13 protein-coding genes are annotated in these 18,302 nt (G+C 74.8%); 5 read left to right on the top strand and 8 right to left on the bottom strand.

Annotated elements, in window-relative coordinates; genetic code table 11:
• Positions 1-27 precede the first annotated feature (27 nt).
• Positions 28-756, top strand: coding sequence for a helix-turn-helix transcriptional regulator (locus tag ACYVHQ_RS13665; protein WP_460513965.1), 729 nt, complete (start codon positions 28-30; stop codon positions 754-756).
• A gap of 177 nt (positions 757-933) precedes the next feature.
• Positions 934-5,961: a glycoside hydrolase family 3 N-terminal domain-containing protein gene (locus ACYVHQ_RS13660; RefSeq protein ID WP_460513963.1), complete on the top strand. Its 5,028-nt coding sequence runs from the start codon at positions 934-936 to the stop codon at positions 5,959-5,961.
• Positions 5,962-6,249: 288 nt separating this feature from the next.
• Here the strand turns inward: ACYVHQ_RS13660 and ACYVHQ_RS13655 are convergent, their stop codons facing one another.
• The 3 genes from ACYVHQ_RS13655 to ACYVHQ_RS13645 all read right to left on the bottom strand — a co-directional run bounded on the left by ACYVHQ_RS13655 (position 6,250) and on the right by ACYVHQ_RS13645 (position 8,207).
• Positions 6,250-7,218, bottom strand: coding sequence for a hypothetical protein (locus tag ACYVHQ_RS13655; protein ID WP_460513961.1), 969 nt, complete (start codon positions 7,216-7,218; stop codon positions 6,250-6,252).
• On the bottom strand, positions 7,215-7,706 hold the full coding sequence (locus ACYVHQ_RS13650; protein ID WP_460513959.1) for a hypothetical protein: 492 nt from the start codon (positions 7,704-7,706) through the stop codon (positions 7,215-7,217). The genes ACYVHQ_RS13655 and ACYVHQ_RS13650 overlap by 4 nt, the downstream gene beginning before the upstream one ends.
• Positions 7,707-7,793: 87 nt before the next feature.
• Complete coding sequence (locus ACYVHQ_RS13645; RefSeq protein ID WP_460513957.1) at positions 7,794-8,207, bottom strand: hypothetical protein; 414 nt, start codon at positions 8,205-8,207, stop codon at positions 7,794-7,796.
• An 89-nt stretch (positions 8,208-8,296) separates the two neighbouring features.
• On the opposite strand from ACYVHQ_RS13645, the gene ACYVHQ_RS13640 reads away from it, so the two are divergent.
• The 3 genes from ACYVHQ_RS13640 (at position 8,297) to ACYVHQ_RS13630 (ending at position 12,643) form a co-directional block, all read left to right on the top strand.
• Positions 8,297-9,184: an oxygenase MpaB family protein gene (locus ACYVHQ_RS13640; protein WP_460513955.1), complete on the top strand. Its 888-nt coding sequence runs from the start codon at positions 8,297-8,299 to the stop codon at positions 9,182-9,184.
• 108 nt (positions 9,185-9,292) lie between these two features.
• Positions 9,293-9,964 (top strand): TetR/AcrR family transcriptional regulator, encoded by a 672-nt coding sequence (locus ACYVHQ_RS13635; protein ID WP_460513953.1) that lies wholly within the window; start codon positions 9,293-9,295, stop codon positions 9,962-9,964.
• Between the two features lie 81 nt (positions 9,965-10,045).
• Entirely contained in the window at positions 10,046-12,643 is a 2,598-nt protein-coding gene (locus ACYVHQ_RS13630) for an MMPL family transporter (RefSeq protein WP_460513951.1), read from the top strand.
• Between the two features lie 223 nt (positions 12,644-12,866).
• Here ACYVHQ_RS13630 and ACYVHQ_RS13625 read toward each other — a convergent pair whose 3' ends face one another.
• From ACYVHQ_RS13625 to ACYVHQ_RS13605, 5 genes are all read right to left on the bottom strand, one after another.
• Positions 12,867-14,084, bottom strand: coding sequence for an MFS transporter (locus ACYVHQ_RS13625; RefSeq protein WP_460513949.1), 1,218 nt, complete (start codon positions 14,082-14,084; stop codon positions 12,867-12,869).
• A 387-nt stretch (positions 14,085-14,471) separates the two neighbouring features.
• Positions 14,472-15,323: an SDR family oxidoreductase gene (locus ACYVHQ_RS13620; protein WP_460513947.1), complete on the bottom strand. Its 852-nt coding sequence runs from the start codon at positions 15,321-15,323 to the stop codon at positions 14,472-14,474.
• A 126-nt stretch (positions 15,324-15,449) separates the two neighbouring features.
• On the bottom strand, positions 15,450-16,274 hold the full coding sequence (locus ACYVHQ_RS13615; RefSeq protein ID WP_460513945.1) for a DUF4097 family beta strand repeat-containing protein: 825 nt from the start codon (positions 16,272-16,274) through the stop codon (positions 15,450-15,452).
• A gap of 67 nt (positions 16,275-16,341) precedes the next feature.
• Positions 16,342-17,004 carry a LuxR C-terminal-related transcriptional regulator gene (locus ACYVHQ_RS13610; RefSeq protein WP_460513943.1) on the bottom strand — a complete coding sequence of 221 codons (663 nt, stop codon included), beginning with the start codon at positions 17,002-17,004 and terminating at the stop codon, positions 16,342-16,344.
• Complete coding sequence (locus tag ACYVHQ_RS13605; RefSeq protein ID WP_460513941.1) at positions 16,992-18,206, bottom strand: sensor histidine kinase; 1,215 nt, start codon at positions 18,204-18,206, stop codon at positions 16,992-16,994. Before ACYVHQ_RS13605 ends, ACYVHQ_RS13610 begins: the two co-directional genes overlap by 13 nt.
• Positions 18,207-18,302 lie beyond the last annotated feature (96 nt).

The raw sequence follows: 18,302 nt of genomic DNA, 5'->3' as shown, positions 1-18,302 counted from the left end.
ATGACGGCACACCGAGCAGGAGGCACCATGTCCCGACCGACCCCGACGACCGTCGTCGACGAGACGCGCACCCTGCGCCCCGAGTTCGCCCCCTACCTCGTGCTCATGGACTTCCTCGCCGAGCTGCTCGGACCGCGCACCGAGGTGGTGCTGCACGACACCAGCGACCTCGGCCGCTCCATCGTCGCCCTCACGAACGGGCACGTGAGCGGTCGCACGGTGGGCGGGCCCGCGACCGACCTCGTGCTCAAGGTGCTGCGCAACCACGAGGACGACGACCGCGACTACCTCGCGAACTACCTCGCGCAGTCCCGGACGGGCGGCAGCTTCCGCTCCTCGACGTTCTTCGTGCGCGACCCCGGCGGCGACGTCGTCGGCATGCTGTGCGTCAACATCGACGACGAGCCGCTGTCCCGCGCACGCGACCTCCTCGCGGCGATGACCGAGACCACGGGCCTGCTCAAGGGCGAGGCCGGACCGGTGACCCGGGTCGACGCCGCGACCCCCGCGGCCGTCGCCGAGCGGTTCAGCACCGACGTCGACGAGCTCACGCTCGAGAGCGTGGCGCGCATCGTGGCCGCCCAGCGCGTCGACCCGCAGCGCATGACGCCCGACGAGAAGCTCCTCACCGTGCGCGAGCTCGAGCGCGCGGGCGTGTTCCTGCTCAAGGGCGCGGTGGCGCGCGCCGCCGAGGCGCTCCGCGTCTCCGAGCCGACCGTGTACCGGTACCTCAAGCAGGTGCGCCGCGCGGCGTAGGTCGACGACGGGCCGGCGCGACCGCCCGGAGGCCCTGCCGACACCGTTGTCGGTGCGGGCCTGCCGAGCCCTTGCCCAGAGCCTCCTGTGCCCCTACCCTGAGCGAGACCGCCCGCTCTGCCCCCTCCACGGGGGTGGTGACGTGCGGCGACCCCCACCGTGCACAAAGGAGTGTCCGTGCCCCATCGCCCTGCCCGCTCGACGACGAGCGGGCACCAGTCCCACCGCCCCCGCCGAGCCCTCGCCGTCACCGCCACCACGGCGCTCGCGGCCCTGCTCGCCACCGGCCTCCCGGCGATCTCCGCCTCGGCCGCCCCCGTCGACCTCGCCCGGTTCGGCACCGTGACCGCGTCGGCGTCGCAGGACGACGCCGACGGCTCGTTCCCCGCCGAGGCGCTCGTCGACGGCGACCCGACCACGCGGTGGGCCAGCGGCAACGGCCCCGACTCCGCCGACGCCGAGTTCACCGCGTCGGTCGTCGTCGACCTGCAGGGGACCGCGACGGTCAGCTCGATCGGGCTCGACTGGGAGGCCTCGTACGCCGAGCGGTACACCGTCGACGTCGCCACGGCCGACCCGACGCTGCCCGGCTCGTGGACGACGGCCGCCACGGTCGACGACTCCGACGGCGCCCGCGACGAGGTGGCCCTGACCACGCCGACGCAGGCCCGCTACGTGCGCGTGAGCATGCTCGAGCGCGCCCCCGCCACGTGGGACGCCCCCACGCTGCACTGGTACGGCTACTCGGCGTACGGGCTGCAGGTCTTCGGCGACCCCGAGACCCGCGCGGTCGCCTTCGACCGTGCGACGGCGACGGTCGCCGCGGGGCAGTCGCTGACCGCCGGGCTGTCGCTGTCCGGCCCGTCCGACGAGGCCACCACGGTGCGCGTCCGCAGCACGGGAGGCACGGCGGAGGCGGGCACGGACTACGTCCCCGTCGACGAGACGGTCACCTTCGCACCGGGCGGGACCACGGCCTCCGTGGCCCTCGAGACGATCTCGACGGGGGCGCTCACGCCCCGTCGCACGATCGAGCTCACGGTCGACGAGCCCAGCGCCGACACGATCGTGGGCACCCGGGCGACCACGGTCGTGACGCTCACCCCGACGGGCGACCTGCCGAACTCGGGGGCGTCGACGGTGCTCGACGACTTCGAGGACGGCGTGCCCTCCGGCTACACGACGTGGGGCTCCGCCCCCGCCGTGACGCCCGTGCTGGGCGCCGCGGCACCCGGACGCGACGGCAGCGGTCAGGCCCTGGAGGCCGTCGTGGCCGGTCCGACCGAGGACGGCAGCTGGTTCGGCTTCACCCACGACACCCCCGCCACCGACTGGTCGTCCGCCGACGGCTTCTCCTTCTGGTTCGAGGGCACCGGCTCGGGCGGCACGCTGCGCTACGAGCTCAAGAACGGCCAGGGCGCGCTCTTCGAGGTCGCCGTCCCCGACGACTCCGTCGGCTGGCGGCAGGTCAGCGTGCTCTTCTCCGACCTGCGCCTCAAGGGCCAGCCGGACTCCGACCAGCGCTTCGACCCGACCGCCTCGACCGGTTTCGCCGTGACGCTCACCGCGCTCGGTGCCGGGACCTGGCGCTTCGACGACGTGGCCCTCTTCGAGCGCGCCACGACCATCGAGGACTTCGAGGGCGAGGTGCCCCTCGGCACCGCGTCCGACCCGGTCGGCTTCTTCACCTGGGCCGGACCCGACGCCGCTGCCGTCGACGTCACGCGCGAGGTCACCGTGCAGGAGCGCGGCGGCGTCGCCGACAACCACGTGCTCAGCGGCCGCTACCAGGTCCCCTCGGGCAGCTGGGGCGGCTTCAGCCACAACCTGGCCGAGAGCCAGGACTGGTCGAGCTACCAGGGCATCCGCTTCTGGTGGTACGCCTCGCAGCCGAACAACCCGGCCTCGCCCACGGCCGGCTCCGACATCAAGGTCGAGATCAAGGACGGCGACCCCGCCGGCAGCAGCACGGGCGAGACCAGCGAACTGTGGCAGGCGACCTTCCGCGACAACTGGGGCAGCAGCACCAGCCGCTGGAAGCTCGTCGAGCTGCCCTTCTCCGCCTTCACGCTCGGCGGGTACCAGCCGGGCGACGAGGCGACCCGCAACGGCACCCTCGACCTCACGGCCGCGAACGGCTACGCGCTGACCTTCCCGGTCGGCACGCCGGGGCCCGTCGGCTACGCGGTCGACGACGTGCAGCTCTACGGCACGCCCGCGAGGGTCTCGCGCGTCGCGGTCGAGCCGAGCCAGGACGTCCACCTGGTCGACGCAGGAGGCGCGGCCACGATCCCGATGACGCTCACGACCGCCGACGGCGAGCCCCTCGGCTCCGACGTCGCGGTGGAGTGGTCGACGAGCGACGACAGCGCCGTCGCGGGCACCGACTACGTCGCGGCGGACGGCACGCTGACGTTCCCCGCGGGGACCGCCTCCGGCGACTCCCGGGACGTCGTGGTCGAGACCCTGGCCGCGACCGGTGCGGCCGAGTCGAAGCAGCTGCGCGTCGAGCTCACGAGCACGACCGCCCGCGTCGGCGACGGCCCGCGCGTCGTGATCCGGGCGCACGACCTGCCCTACCTCGACGCCGCGCTGCCGACCGCCGAGCGCGTCGAGGACCTCCTCGCCCGCATGAGCCTCGAGGAGAAGGTCGGCCAGATGGCGCAGGCCGAGCGCCTGGGCCTGCCGTCCACCGACGACATCAGCCGCTACGGCCTGGGGTCGATCCTCTCGGGCGGCGGTTCGGTGCCCGAGGGCGGCGAGGCCGTCGACTGGGCCGACATGGTCGACGGCTACCAGCGCGAGGCCCTGTCGACGCCCCTGCAGATCCCGATGATCTACGGCGTCGACGCGGTCCATGGCCACAGCAACGTCGAGGGCGCGACGATCTTCCCGCACAACACGGGCCTGGGCGCCGCGCGCGACCCCGAGCTCGTGCGCGAGATCATGCGGGTCACGGCGCAGGAGGTGCGCGCCACGGGCATCCCGTGGACGTTCGCCCCGTGCCTCTGCGTCACGCGCGACGAACGCTGGGGCCGCAGCTACGAGTCGTTCGGCGAGGACCCCGACCTGGTGCGCACCTTCGCGGCGCCCAGCGTGCTGGGCCTGCAGGGCGACGACCCGACCGACATCGGCGGCGCGGACGAGGTGCTCGCGACCGCGAAGCACTGGGCCGGCGACGGCGGCACGAGCTACGACGAGTCCGTCGCGGGCACGGGCGGCTACCCGATCGACCAGGGCGTCACCGAGGCGTCCTCCCTCGACGAGTTCCGCCGCCTGCACGTCGACCCGTACCTGCCCGCGATCGAGGCCGGCGTCGGCACGATCATGCCGTCGTACTCGGCGGTCGACCTCGGCGACGGGCCCGTGCGCATGCACGAGAACGGTGCCCTGAACACCGACCTGCTCAAGGACGAGCTCGGCTTCGAGGGGTTCCTCATCAGCGACTGGGAGGGCATCGACAAGCTGCCCGGCGGCAGCTACGCCGAGAAGTCGGTCCGCTCCGTGAACGCCGGCCTCGACATGGCGATGGCGCCGTACAACTACGACGACTTCATCACCGCCATCGTCGAGGGCGTCAGGTCGGGCGACGTCGCCCAGGCGCGCGTCGACGACGCCGTGCGGAGGATCCTCACCCAGAAGTTCGACCTCAACCTCTTCGAGCAGCCGTTCGCCGAGCGCGCCGGCATCGACGAGGTCGGCTCGGCCGAGCACCGGGCCGTGGCCCGACGTGCCGCTGCCCAGTCACAGGTGCTGCTGCAGGACTCCGGCGTGCTGCCGCTGTCCGACCAGCAGTCGATCTACCTGGCCGGTTCCACCGCCGACGACCTCGGTCGCCAGATGGGCGGCTGGACCATCTCGTGGCAGGGCGGCTCGGGCGACACCACCACCGGCACGAGCATCGCCGAGGGGATGCGCGAGGTCGCTCCGGAGGCCGACATCACGGTCAGCCCGGACGCCTCGGCCCCGATGACCGACGGCCAGGTCGGCGTCGTCGTCGTGGGCGAGCGCCCCTACGCGGAGGGCCAGGGCGACGTGCCGAACAACGGCTCGAGCCTCTCGCTCACCGCGCAGGACCGCGCCACGATCGACACGGTCTGCGGGGCGATGGAGTGCGTCGTGCTCGTCGTGTCGGGCCGTCCGCAGCTGCTCGACGGCGTCCTCGACGTCGCCGACGCGGTCGTCGCGTCGTTCCTGCCCGGCTCCGAGGGCACCGGCGTGGCCGACGTGCTCTTCGGCGACGAGCCCTTCGCGGGGCGCCTCCCGGTCACCTGGGCGGCCAGCGCCGACCAGGTCCCGATCAACGTGGGCGACGAGTCGTACGACCCGGCGTTCCCGTACGGCTGGGGCCTCCGCACCGACGTGCCGCGCGACCGCCTCGAGGCGCTCGCCGCGTCGCTGCCGGCCGGAGGTGCGCAGGAGGCCGTGCAGGTCGCCCTCGACGCCGACGTCTGGGCCGCCGACGGCACGGTGGCCGACGCGCCGGAGGCCCTGCGCCTCCTGCTCGCCGCCGCCGCCGCGCTCACCGGGACCGACACGGCGACGATGGCCGCGGCCGACGACCTCGTGTCGCTCGCCCGTGACCTCGCCCAGGTCGCGATGCTCGACGGCACGGCCGCGGACGGCTCGGCGGCGATCACCGCCGACGCCGAGCACGCCGTCGCCCAGGGCCGACCGGACGACGCCGTCATCGGGTTCGCCAGCGTGCTCGGGCTCGTGCTCGAGCAGCCGACGCCCGGCCCCGGCCCGACCCCCGGCCCGACCCCCGGTCCGGGCGAGGAGCCCTCGACGCGGGTCGTCGCCGCGACGCTCGACCCCGCCACCGCACGGGTCGGCGACCGGGTGACCGTCTCGGCCGAGGGCTTCGCCCCCGGTGAGCGCCTCAAGGGCACCGTGTTCTCGGAGCCCCGCTCGATCGGCGCCGTCAGGGCGTCGGGCAGCGGCAGCGGTGCCCTCGCCTTCACGGTGCCGGCCGACCTCGAGCCCGGGGCGCACCGCGTCGTGCTCGAGGGCGCCGGTCAGCGCGCGGAGGCGGTCCTCACGGTCCTCGCCGCCGAGGGCGCGGTCGGTGCGGGTGACGGCCGGCCCGTCGACGGGGCGTTGGCCTGGACCGGCTCGGACGCCTGGATCGGGGTGCTGGGCGCGGCCCTGCTGCTCGTGCTGCTGGGCGTCCTGCTCGCCGTCCGCCGTCGCCGGCTCGACTGAACGGCCTGCGCCGCGACGCGTGCGCCGCACCCCTGAGCGGGGTGCGGCGCACGCGTCGTTCGTCCAGCGGACATCGGGGCAACTTGGACATGTCCACGGTTGCCGCGACCGGGGGCACGGCGTAACGTACTTCTTGTCAGTTCCCCCCAACTGACCGCGCCCCCGCGGTAGGCATCGCGTCCCCCCACGCAGCCTGTTCCGCGGGGGCCTCTTCTTCTCCCGGACGAGGCCCGTCGAGCGCTGGCCCCGCGCCCTGCCGGGCCCGCGCCTCCTGCGTCCGCCGCCGGGTCAGAGCAGCTCGAGCCGCCCCACGAGGCGCTCGCTGCGGGTCAGGGCGCGCAGCTCGTCGGGCGTCGGCTCGAACCCCGGGTCGAGGAACATCTGGTCGCGCACCTCGACCACGAGCCGGTGCAGCTGGTCGAGCGGCGTGGGCTCCTCGCCCGGCATGCGTGCGTCGGCGGGGAACCGCAACGAGCCCGACCGGCCGGAGGCGCGGTCGCGCAGGCGCGCCAGTCGCGCCGTCAGCCCGGGCAGCTCCCGCGCGAGACGACGACGTGACGCCCCCACGAGCAGCGGCGGCAGGCCCAGGCCCAGGGCGACGAGGGTCACCGAGAGCAGCAGCAACGGAGCGTAGGTGCGTTCCAGGGCGTCCTCCAGGGGCACCGCCCCCGTCACGCGGGACACGTCGCGGACGACGAGCACGGCCGCCGTCACGACGCTGACCACGCAGCCGGCCAGGAGCAGGCGGACCCCCGTGCGGGCGACCGTCGGCATCGTCGGCAGGCCCGAGCGCAGGCAGGCCACGCCGACGGCGCCCATGGTCGCCCCGAAGTACGAGAAGTGCGCGATCGAGTAGACGGCGGCCGCGGGCTGGTCGCCGTAGGTCGGCATCAGAGCCGTCGTCGTGCCCTCCGGCATGTCGATCAGCGCGAACGCGGTGGTCTGGGCGACGACCACCAGGGCGGGTGCGGCCCAGGCTGCCGCACGAGGCAGGCCGCGGCCGCCCAGGGCCGTCGTGAGGCCGTGCGCGAGCACCGCGACGGCCGCGACGAAGAGCGTGTGCTTGAGCAGGTCGGCGGCGTTGGGCACGCCCACCAGCCGGTCGACGGCGCGGTACGCCTGCTCGACGGTGACCGTGAACGACGCGGCCATGAGCGACGCCGCGATCAGGACGGAACGGTCCCGCCCGCGCCTGAGGGGGAAGGCACAGCACGCTGCCGCCGACCACATGAGGGCCGCGAGGACGACCGCGCTCACGAGAAGACGCTGAGGAACCGCGATGCTCGGCGGGGGCCGCGACGGATCGCGCGGTGCAGGGCGTCGGCGAGCAGCTCGGCGGCGATCTCGGTCGCGTCCGTGAAGTGCGACCGGCGTGCGGCGACGACGCCGGGGGCGGCGCCCGGGACCGCCACGGCGTCGTCCGACGCCGGGCGCACCACGCCCGTGAGGTCGAGCACGAGGTGGCCCACCTCGTGCAGCACGAGCGCGTCACGGTGCGCCGACGACAGGGGAGGGGCGATGAGGATCTCGTCGTGGTCCTCACGGGCCAGCCACCAGCCGCAGGTGCGGGTGCCGGCCAGCGAGGCGAGCTCGGTGACCCGGATCTCGCGGCTCCGCAGGGCGGCCACGTGGTCGATGATCGAGCCGGTCGTGGGCACCTCGGGCAGGGTGAGCCGTTCGTAGGCACGGCGGGCCAGCGCCTCGCCCTCGCGTCGCGCGAGCGCCTCGTCCTCGAGCCCGGTCATGCTCCCCATGCTAGGACGAGCGGGTCGACCCGTCTGCACCCCGCTCAGGGGCGGTCGGCGGCCGCGTCGACCCCGGTCGGCGACCGGTCAGCGCCCGCCGCCGTCGAGGTAGTCGGCGATGGCCTCGTACGCCGCCGGGTCGACGTCGCCGAGGTTGCGCGCGGCGAAGGTCTGCACGCGGGCCCGGCGCAGGGCGCGGACCAGGTGCATCTCGGCGGCCACCGCCGCGGGCAGCTCGCCCTCGCCCGTGAGGTAGGCGACGTCGACGCCGAAGAGCTCGGCGAGGGACTCGAAGAGCGCCGCGTCGCGCACGCGCCAGGAGTCGCCGCTGAGCATGTACGACCAGCGCGCCCGAGAGAGGGGCACGCCGCGCTCCTCGAGCCATCGGCTGATCTCGGTGAAGGTCAGGGGCGTGCCCCGGACGGCCTCGACGTGGTCGAGGAGGATCGCCAGCCTGCTGGCGAGCTCGCGCGGCTCGAGGCCGGGGCCAGGTCCGGTCATGATCGGTGCTCCTCCCCTGGTCGCACGGTGCACCGCTCGACGGTACGGCGACGTCGTCGGCCGGTGCATCCTCTGTCTACCATGTGCAGGTGGGCGAGCGAGGGTCGAGGACGGGCGGGGCCGGGCTCCCGCCGCTGTCGGACGACGACGAGCAGCTGTACGGGGACTTCCGGCGGGTCGTCCTGGGCGAGCTGGGGGCGGACTTCCGCCTCGGCTTCAAGCTCGCCTACCTCTGGTCCTTCGCGAGCCCGGTCGTCGCGGGGGCGCTCGACGCCACGGGCGAGATCCGGCAGCGGCCCGTGCGCCGGGCCAAGGACACCTCGATCGTCGTCTACGAGATCCTCGCCTCCGGCCCCGGTTCGGAGCGCGCCGCCCGCATGGTGGACCTCCTGCGTCGCGTGCACCGGGGGGTTCCGGGCGGCCGCGACGACCACCTGTTCGTGCTGTCGACCCTCTTCGTCGTGCCCGTGCGCTTCGTCGACGCCGCGGGCAGGCGGCCCCTCTCGCCCGACGAACGCGCGGCGGCCGGTCGTCTCTTCGGTCGCCTGGCCGACGACCTCGGCCTCGTCGACGCCCCCCGGACCCAGTCCGAGGCCGAGGCCTTCCTCGACGCGTACGTCGCGGCGGGCGTCGGGCCGTCCGCGGCCGCGACCCGTCTCACCGCCAGCACGATCGAGGCGCTCGTCGCCACCGTCCGCGCACCGGCGCGCCCGCTCGCGGCGCTCGTCGCCCGGCTGGCGTTCGCGGCGCTGCTGGACGACGTCGCCGTGGCGCGCGCGCTCGGCCTGCCCCGCGTGCCGGGACGACTGAGCCGTGCGGTGCTGCGAGCACGTCGGTGGTCGCGCCGACGGGCGGCTCCCGAGGGGATCGCCTTCACCCCGGGCGAGGCCTCTCGCGTGCACCCCCAGGGTTACGACCTCGACGACGTGGGGCCGGAGGCGCACCGCGCGCCGGGCGGGAGCCGCCCGCCCGCCTGAGCGGACCTCCTGCGCGTCCCCGCAGGCCCGGGCGACGCGGTCGCGCCGGTCCTGAGAAGGTGCTGGGCCAGCGTGCACCGGGTGCGTCGATGCACTTAGTGTAACGGCGTGAGCTCGCCCGCACCCCTCGTCGACCGCCGGGCCGCCCTCAAGGAGCGGCACCGCACGGCCATCGTCGACGCCGCCGACGCGCTCATCCGCGAGCGCGGCACGGCGCGCTTCAGCGTCGACGAGCTCGCCGAGCGAGCGGACGTGTCGCGGCGCACCGTCTTCAACCACTTCTCGTCCCTGGACGACGTCGTCACGACCGCGTGCGCCCGAGAGCTCGCGGTCGTCATCGACACGTTCGAGGCGCAGGTGGTCGCCGCCCCGCTCGGCGACGGATCGCTCGGCTCCCTCTTCGACGAGGTCGCGACGACGCTCCGGGGCACCGACCTCACGCCGGCCATCGCCTATCTCTCGTCCGCGCTCGAGCACGTGCGCGACCCCGAGATCTCGGGCGTCCGCATCGTCCAGGACACCTTCCACCGCGTGTCGGGCCAGCTCGTCGCCGCCGCCACCGAGCGGCACCCCGGTGCGCGCGGGCTCGACGTCGAGCTGCTCGTCAGCACCCTCCTGCACGGCATCGCGCTCGTCGCCGAGCACTGGACCGTCGAGACGTCGGCGCGCCTCGACGACGCGACCCGGGCACGCTGGGACGAGCTGCTCGAGCACGTGCTCGTCACCGCCAAGCGCGGGTACCCCGACGACCTGCCGGTCCGGGCCGCACCCACGGACTGACCACCCGCCCCCGCACCCCTCGGAGCCGACGACGCCTCCACCGCACCCGATCGCACGCCCCCACAGAACGGACCGAGGACCATGGCTTCACTGCTCTACCGGCTCGGCCGGGCCGCCGCCCGCCGCGCCTGGCTCGTCATCACGGCATGGGTGGTGCTGCTCGGCCTCGCCGTCGGCGCCTTCCTCGCCTTCGGCGGGACCCTCACCAGCTCGGTGAGCATCCCCGGCACGGCCACGGAAGAGGTCACCGACCAGCTCGCCGAGCGGTTCCCCGACGCCAGCGGCGGCAACGGCCGCGTCGTCTTCACCACCGACGACGGCCAGGCCTTCACGGACGAGCAGCAGCGCGGCGTCAGCGACGCCCTCGCCGCCGCCGAAGAGGTCGACGGCGTCACGGGCGTGGTCGACCCGTTCGCGACCCAGCAGCAGCTCGACGACCAGGCCGCCCAGCTCGACGCCGGCGACGACCAGCTCGCCGACGGCCGCACGCAGCTCGAACAGGGGCAGGAGCAGCTCGACGCCGCCGCGGCCCAGATCGCCGCAGGCCAGGAGCAGCTCGACGCCGCCCGTGCGCAGGCCGAGGCCGCAGGTCAGCTCGCCGCCGCGCAGCCCCAGCTCGACGCCCAGCAGGCCCAGCTCGACGCCGGGCAGCAGCAGCTCGACGAGCAGCGGGCGCAGCTCGACGACGCCCGCGCCGAGCTCGAGACCGGCGAGGCGCAGGCCGAGGACGCCCGTACCCTGCTCGGCCTCGCGGAGGAGATCCGCCAGGTCTCGAGCGACGGCAGCACCGCGCTCGGCACCGTGCAGTTCGAGGAGGACACCTACTCGGTCGCGCCCGAGACGAAGGAGGCCGTCATCGACGCCGTCTCCGACGCGCCCGTGGACGGCGTCGAGGTCGAGTTCTCGCAGGACCTCACCCAGAGCCTCCCCGAGCTCGCGGGCCCCGGTGAGATCGCCGGCCTCGCCATCGCCGCCATCACCCTGTTCGTCATGCTCGGCACCCTCATCGGCGCCGGACTGCCGCTCATCAACGCGCTGCTCGGCGTCGCCGTCGGCGTCGTCGCCTCGCTGTCGCTCTCGGGCGCCGTCGAGATGCTCTCCATCACCCCCGTGCTGGGCGTGATGCTGGGGCTGGCGGTCGGCATCGACTACTCGCTCTTCATCCTCAACCGGCACCGCAACCAGCTGCGCGAGGGCACCGACCTGCACGAGTCCATCGGGCTCGCCAACGGCACCAGCGGCAACGCCGTCGTCTTCGCCGGCACCACCGTGGTCATCGCGCTCCTCGCCCTCAACATCACCGGCATCCCGTTCCTCGGGCTGATGGGCACCGTCGGCGCGGTCTGCGTGCTCGTCGCGATCCTCGTGGCCGTCACGCTCACGCCGGCCCTCCTGGGCCTCGTCGGCATGCGCCTCCTGCCCAAGAAGGCCCGGGCCTCGATCGGTCGCACCGGCGCCGTGAAGGTGCCCTCGGCGCCCATGAGCACCGTGCGGGCCGTGCTCACCCTCGTCGCCGGCCTCGCCGTGCTCGCGATCGTCGCGCTGCCCGCGCTCTCGATGCGCCTCGGCCTGCCGGCCGGGTCGAGCGAGCCGGTCGACTCGACCCAGTACAAGGCGTACACGATCATGGCCGACGAGTTCGGCGAGGGCATCAACGGCCCCATCGTCGTGGTCGCCGACCTGCCCCAGGCGGTCGACGACGACGAGCTCGTCAGCGAGCAGGCCCGCCTCGGCCAGCTCATCGGCGACTTCGACGACGTCGCCGCCGTCGCGCCCATCGGCGCCTCCGACGACGACACGCTGCTCGCGTTCCAGGTCGTGCCCGAGGAGGGCCCGACGAGCGTCTCCACCGAGGAGCTCGTGCACGCCCTCCGCGACGCGTCGCCCCTCGACGACGGCACCGAGCTCGGCGTCGCCGGCAACGCCAGCGCCAACATCGACGTCAGCGAGAAGCTGGCGAACGTCCTGCCGCTCTACCTCGCGGTCGTCGTCGGCCTGTCGCTCGTGATCCTCGTGGTCGTGTTCCGCTCGATCCTCGTGCCGATCACGGCGACCCTCGGCTTCGTGCTCTCGGTGCTCGCGGCCTTCGGCGGCGTCACCGCGATCTTCCAGTGGGGCTGGCTCGCCGGCGCGTTCGGCGTGCACGACCCGGGGCCGATCCTGAGCTTCCTGCCGATCCTGCTCATCGGCATCCTGTTCGGGCTCGCGATGGACTACCAGCTGTTCCTCGTGTCGGGCATGCGCGAGGCCTACGCCCACGGCTCGCCCGCGCGGCTCGCCGTGCAGCGCGGCCTGCACGCCGGCCGGTCGGTCGTCATCGCGGCGGCGATCATCATGATCTCGGTCTTCGGCGGGTTCGTCTTCTCGAACTCGGTGATGATCCAGTCGATCGGCTTCGGCCTCGCCTTCGGCGTGCTCGTCGACGCCTTCATCGTGCGCCTGCTGCTCATCCCCGCCGTCATGCACCTGCTCGGCGACGCCGCGTGGTGGCTGCCGAAGTGGCTCGACCGGATCCTGCCGGACGTCGACGTCGAGGGCGCCGCGCTGCAGCGCCGGCACGACGGTGCCGCGGGTGCGGGTGCGGGTGCCGAGGACGGGCACGGGTCGCACGTCGCCCCCGTCACGCCCGACCAGGACCCGACCGTGGACACCGGCCACCCGCCGGCGCACCGCGCGTAGCGTCCGTCGCTCCGTCACGCACCGCCCGTCCGGCACCTGCCGGGCGGGCGGTGCCGTGCGTGCGGTGCCGTGCGGTGCGCTGGGGTGCGTGCGTGCGTCGCGCCGCGGGGAGGCTCGGGTGGCGTGGACCTCCGATCGGCGGCATGCCCGTCGCCCAGGCGTGGTTCGTGGACCGATGGGTGGTTCGCGTGAACGGCGTGGGTGGTGCGTGCGGCGGCCGGCGTCAGGCGGCGGCAGGAGGCGCGGCGACCGCCGCGCGGGACGCCCGCGGCAGCCAGGCCGACGCCACGGCACTGAGCACGAGCAGCGCGGCGGCCACGCCGAACGCGGCCGGGTAGGACGCCTGGTCGACGAGCAGCCCCGCGACGAGCGGCCCGGCGATCGCTCCGACGTCGCTGCACATCGAGAAGACGGCCACCGGGCGACCGCCCCGGGCCCCGGCGGCGTCGCCGACGAGCGCGGCGGGTGCCGTGCCGAGGAACGCCGTGGCGACCCCGTACACGCAGAGCAGGCCGCCGAGCACCCAGACGTCGGGGGCGAAGGCGATGCCGGCGAACGCGACTCCTGCGACGGCGAAGGCGCCGATCATGGCGGGCCGCCGGCCGACGGTGTCGACGAAGCGGGCCGCGGGCGCGAGCGCGAGGGTCTGCGCCACGGCGGAGACGGCGAAGAGCACGCCGGTCCACGAGGTGGGTCCGCGCAGCACCTCGACGACGAGCACGGGCACGAGCGCACTGCGCACCCCGAGCGACGACCAGCCCTGTGCGAACGAGGCGAGGCACGCGACCCTGAACCGCACGTCGCGCAGCACCCGGGCGAAGGGGACAGGAGGCTCGACCTGCTCCGTCCCGTCCGTCGCGGTCGCCGGCCGCAGCAGTGCGACGCCCACGAGGCCCGCCACGGCGAGCGTCGCGGCGTAGAAGAAGAACGGGGCCGTGATCGAGATGGCGGCGAGGAGCCCGCCCAGGGCGGGACCGGCCATGCCTCCGATGAGGAAGCCGCCCTGGTAGAAGCCGACCGCCCTGGCCCGCATCGTCGGCGGGGCGGCCGCGAGCAGCAGCGTCATCGCCGCGATGGAGAACATGGCCGAGCCGATGCCGCCGAGGCCGCGGAGGACGAGCAGCTGCACGTAGTCCTGGGCCAACCCCGCGAGGCCGCTCGACACGGCGACGATCCCGATGCCGACCGACAGCACGACGCGCTCGCCGACGCGGTCGACCATCGTGCCGACGAACGGGCTGGCGACGAGGCGCATGGCCGCGAAGGCCGAGAGCACCGCGCCGACGAGCGCGTGGTCGACGCCGAAGCTGCGGGCGTAGACGGGCAGCACGGGGACGACGACGCCGAAGCCGACCATGACGAAGAAGGCGACGACGCCGAGCACGACCACGTCGCGCGGGAGGCGGGGCGCCGAGACGTCGCGGCGGCGGAACGGGAGCACCCCGTCAGGCTACGTGCCCCCGCCGACGGCGCCGACCGCCCTCGGCGCCGGTCGCCCTCGGCGGTGTCGCCCTGGGCGGTGGTCGCCCTGGGCGGTGTCGCCCTGGGTGGTGGTCGCCCTCCGGCCGGGGCGAGCGGCCGCACGGTGTCCAGGTTCGGCGGGTGGGCTGGGGTCACCTCCGCGTGTCGCGGACACCCTCGTCGGGAGGGTGTCCACGTTCGGCGGGTCGGGTCGGGGACGCTCCGCGTGTCGTGGACAGCGTCCGGCAGGAGGGCCGGGTCGGGCAGGAGGGTCGGGCAGGGCAGGGCAGGAGGGCCGGGCCGGTCGGGCGGCCAATTGGGCGGCCAGCCGGGCCGGGCCGACCCGGCCGACCGGCCGGCCGGCCGTTCAGGCGAGGCGGGCGAGGCCCTCGGCGAGCGGCTGCGTCGGGTGGCCGACGAGGCGCGAGAGGTCGCCGGTCACGACGTCGAGGTCGCCCGCGGCGATGTTGGCGTCGAGGGCGGTGACGAACCCGGCGGTGCCCTCGTCGAGCCCGGCCGCGGAGAGCGCCTCGAGGTGCTCCTCGCGCGACACGACGTTGGCGGTGACGGGCCGGCCGACGGCGACCGAGGCGGCCTCGGCGAACTCGGACGCGCTCCAGGCGCTGTCGCCGCCGAGCTCGAGCACGACGGGGTCGCCGTCGCCGAGCAGCACGACGGCGGCGGCCTCGGCGTAGTCGGACCGCGAGGCGCTCGCGACGCGACCCGTGCCGGTGCTGGTGGTGACGCGCCCGGTGGCCGCGGCCTCCTGCACGGCTGCGCCGTAGTTCTCGTGGTACCAGTTGTTGCGCAGGATCGCGACGCGCAGGTCGGAGGCCTGCAGCAGGGCCTCGGTCTCACGGTGCTCGGGGGCGAGGACGAGGTCGCTCGTGTCGGCGCGGGTCGCGCTCGTGTAGGCGAGGAACCCGACGCCCGCGGCCTGCGCTGCCTCGAGCACGCTCGCGTGCTGGGGGACCCTCTGGCCGACCTCGCTGCCCGAGACGAGCAGCAGCCGGTCGACGCCGTCGAGGGCCTCGGTGAGGGCGGGGACGTCGCCGTAGGCGGCGACGCGGACCTGCACGCCGAGCTCGGCCAGCGGTGAGGCCTTGGCCTCGTCGCGGACGACGGCGACGACGTCCTCGGCGTCGGCTCCTCGGGCGAGCAGGTGGTCGACGACGAGTCGTCCGAGCTGGCCGGTGGCTCCGGTGACGGCGATCTTCATGGGTTCTCCTTCGTTCGCGTGCACTGGTCACCGTAGGTGACCGGCTCCCCGCACGGAAGACGGCACTGCACGGTGGGGTGGGCACCGTGCGGTGGGGTGGGCACCGTGCGGTGACCACCCCCACGGTCAGCGCCGCTCGAGGGTGATGTCGCCGGCGACGGCGGAGAGGCGGTAGCGGGACGCGGACCGGGGGTCGTCGCCGAGGGCGTTCGACACGTCGCCGACGACGGTCTCGGTCGTGATCGCGTAGTCGCCAGCGGGCAGCAGCACCCGCTGGTCGCCGGCGGTCGACGTGACGGAGAGGGCGGTCGGCGCGGTGGCGAGGTCGAGCTCGACGTCGCCGGCCGTGGTCGACGCCTCGACCTCGCCGTCGACCTCGAGCGCTCGCGCCGTCACGTCGCCCGCGGCCGACTCGACCTCGAGGTCGGCGACCGCCCCGGCGAGGTCCACGTCGCCACCGGTGCTCGAGACGTCCACGTCGCCGTACGTGCCGGTGAGGGCGACGTCGCCCGCCGCCGACTCGACCTCCAGGTCGGCGCCCTCGGTGGACGACGGGAGCAGGAGGGTCAGGCTGGCACCGCGCGTGACGCCGGCGCTGCCGTCGAAGGGGCTCCAACGGGGTCCGCGCACCTCGACCACGAGCTCGCCGCCCGACACCCGGTGCCGTTCGGTGAGCCGCGTGCCGCCGGCGTCGAAGACGATCTCGGCCCGGTCGACGTCGCCCTGCTCGACCCGGACGTCGGCGGCCGTGCTCTCGATCGACACCCGGTCGAAGCGCTCGTCGACGGTGCTCGTGCCCGAGGCGTCGACGCGCTGGGTGGAGGAGACGGCCTGCCCGACGACCAGGACGAGCAGCAGGGCGAGCACGAGCGACCCGACGACGAGCAGCACGGTGCGCAGGGTGCGGGGACGGGACGGCGTGGGAGCGCCGGTGGGGGCGGGTGCGGACATGACGACCTTCGTTCGGAGGGGCGGGCAGGAGTCGGTGCGGGCGGGACGGCGGGGCAGGAGGCCGGGCCTAGGAACGGGGGCCGGCGACGCTCGAGAGGTAGCGGAGGACGGCGAGCACCCGGCGGTTGCCGGTCGCCTCGGCGGGGATGCCGAGCTTGGCGAGGATCGCGGAGACGTGCTTCTCGACGGAGCTCTCGGAGATGTGCAGGTCGGCCGCGACCGCGCTGTTGGAGCGCCCCTCGGCCATGAGCTGCAGCACCTCGGACTCGCGCGGCGACAGCGCGTCGAGGCCGTCGGTGCGGCGGGAGCGGACCACGATCTGGGCGACCACCTCGGGGTCGAGCACGGTGCCGCCGGAGCCCACCGTCGCGACGGCGGCGAGGAACTCGTCCACCTCGGCGACGCGGTCCTTCAGCAGGTAGCCGAGGCCGGCGGAGCCGCCCGCGATGAGGTCGGCGGCGTAGCGCTCCTCGACGTACTGCGAGAGCACGAGCACGGCGGCGGTGGGGTCCTGCGCGCGGATCAGGACCGCGGCGCGGATGCCCTCGTCGGTGAAGGTGGGCGGCATGCGGACGTCGACGAGGGCGAGGTCGGAGCGGTGCTGCTCCACGGCGGCGAGCAGGGCGGGGGCGGTGTCGACGGCGGCCACGACCTCGTGGCCGGCGTCGGTGAGGAGGCGGACGAGCCCCGCTCGGAGGAGGACGGCGTCCTCGGCGATCACGATGCGCACGGTACCTCCACGGTCACGATGGTCGGCCCGCCGACGGGGCTGTCGGTCAGGAGGGTGCCGCCCGCGGCGCGCACCCGGTCGTGCAGGCCGCCGAGCCCGCCGCCGGGGTGGCCCTCGCGACTGGCGCCGCCGCGGCCGTCGTCGGTGACGACGGCGCGCACGCCGCCCGGGACCTCGTCGACGACGACGGAGCAGCGGGAGGCGGCGGCGTGCTTGGCGACGTTGGTGAGGGCCTCGGCGACGGTGAAGTAGAGGACCGCCTCGACCTCGGGACGCGGGCGTGCCGAGAGCTGGACGTCGACCGTGGTGGGGACCGCGGTGCGCGAGGCGACGGCGGACAGCGCCGCGTCGAGCCCGCGGTCGGTGAGCACGGCGGGGTGGATGCCCCGCGCGAGGTGCCGCAGCTCGGTGATGCTGTCCTTCGCGTCGCGGTGGGCCTGGTCGAGGAGCTCCCTGGCGGCCTCGGGGTCGGAGTCGAGGCGCGACCGTGCCATGCCGAGGGTGAGGGCGAGCGCCACCAGGCGGGGCTGCACGCCGTCGTGGAGGTCGCGCTCGATGCGGCTCCGCTCGAGGGCGGCGGCGTCGACGGCCCCCTGGCGCGCCTCGACGAGGGCGTCGACGCGGTGCTCGAGGTGCGCGGTGCGGCTCGTGCCGAGCAGGGGCGGCGAGATCGAGCGGTCGACCGCGCCGGCGCCCCAGGTGCACGCCACGAGCAGGGCGAGGGCGAGCAGGCCCGCGATCGTGCCCGCGACCGGGCCGGTCGGCAGCCAGGACGGCCCGGACAGCTCGGCGGTGCCGACGGCGACCGCGAGGCGCGGGACCGCGAGGAGCAGCCCGAGGAAGGTCCAGCCCAGCACGGTGCTCACGAGCAGGTGGAGCAGCAGCCGCCAGGTGACCGGGTCGACCAGGTCGACGAACGCCTGCGCGAGCACGCGCCAGCCGCTCGTCACCCGGGTCCGTCGGCGCGTGGGCGGCAGGATCTCGACGCCGTGCAGCGCGGTCGCGCGGGCCCGCTCGACGACGCCGACGCCGCGGAGCAGCAGCATCGTCAGCACGAGGAGCACGATGCCGATGCCCGCGGCGGGGATCGTGCCCAGGGACGTCGCCAGCAGCGTGACGACGACGATCAGCCCGGTGAGGCCCAGCACGGCGTCGATCAGCAGGTCGACCGCGGAGGTCCAGAGGGTGGTCAGCGTCTTCACGGGTTCACCGTACGGTGAGGGCCGTCCGCCCCACAGCGGCGCTGGCCGCACGTTCCCCTGGGGGCCAGCCCCCACCCCCGTCACCTGCCGTCCACC

It is taken from the genome of Frigoribacterium salinisoli (assembly GCF_054781095.1).
The sequence above is the reverse complement of the archived record's forward strand: the minus strand, read 5'-3'. Positions and strand labels throughout refer to the sequence as shown.

Bases quoted from the DNA above. Each gene is read 5' to 3' on its own strand.
- ACYVHQ_RS13665 (WP_460513965.1), top strand. From the start codon at position 28: ATGTCCCGACCGACCCCGACGACCGTCGTCGACGAGACGCGCACCCTG.
- ACYVHQ_RS13650 (WP_460513959.1), bottom strand. From the start codon at position 7,706: ATGACCGGGCTCGAGGACGAGGCGCTCGCGCGACGCGAGGGCGAGGCG.
- ACYVHQ_RS13645 (WP_460513957.1), bottom strand. From the start codon at position 8,207: ATGACCGGACCTGGCCCCGGCCTCGAGCCGCGCGAGCTCGCCAGCAGG.
- ACYVHQ_RS13630 (WP_460513951.1), top strand. From the start codon at position 10,046: ATGGCTTCACTGCTCTACCGGCTCGGCCGGGCCGCCGCCCGCCGCGCC.
- ACYVHQ_RS13620 (WP_460513947.1), bottom strand. From the start codon at position 15,323: ATGAAGATCGCCGTCACCGGAGCCACCGGCCAGCTCGGACGACTCGTC.
- ACYVHQ_RS13615 (WP_460513945.1), bottom strand. From the start codon at position 16,274: ATGTCCGCACCCGCCCCCACCGGCGCTCCCACGCCGTCCCGTCCCCGC.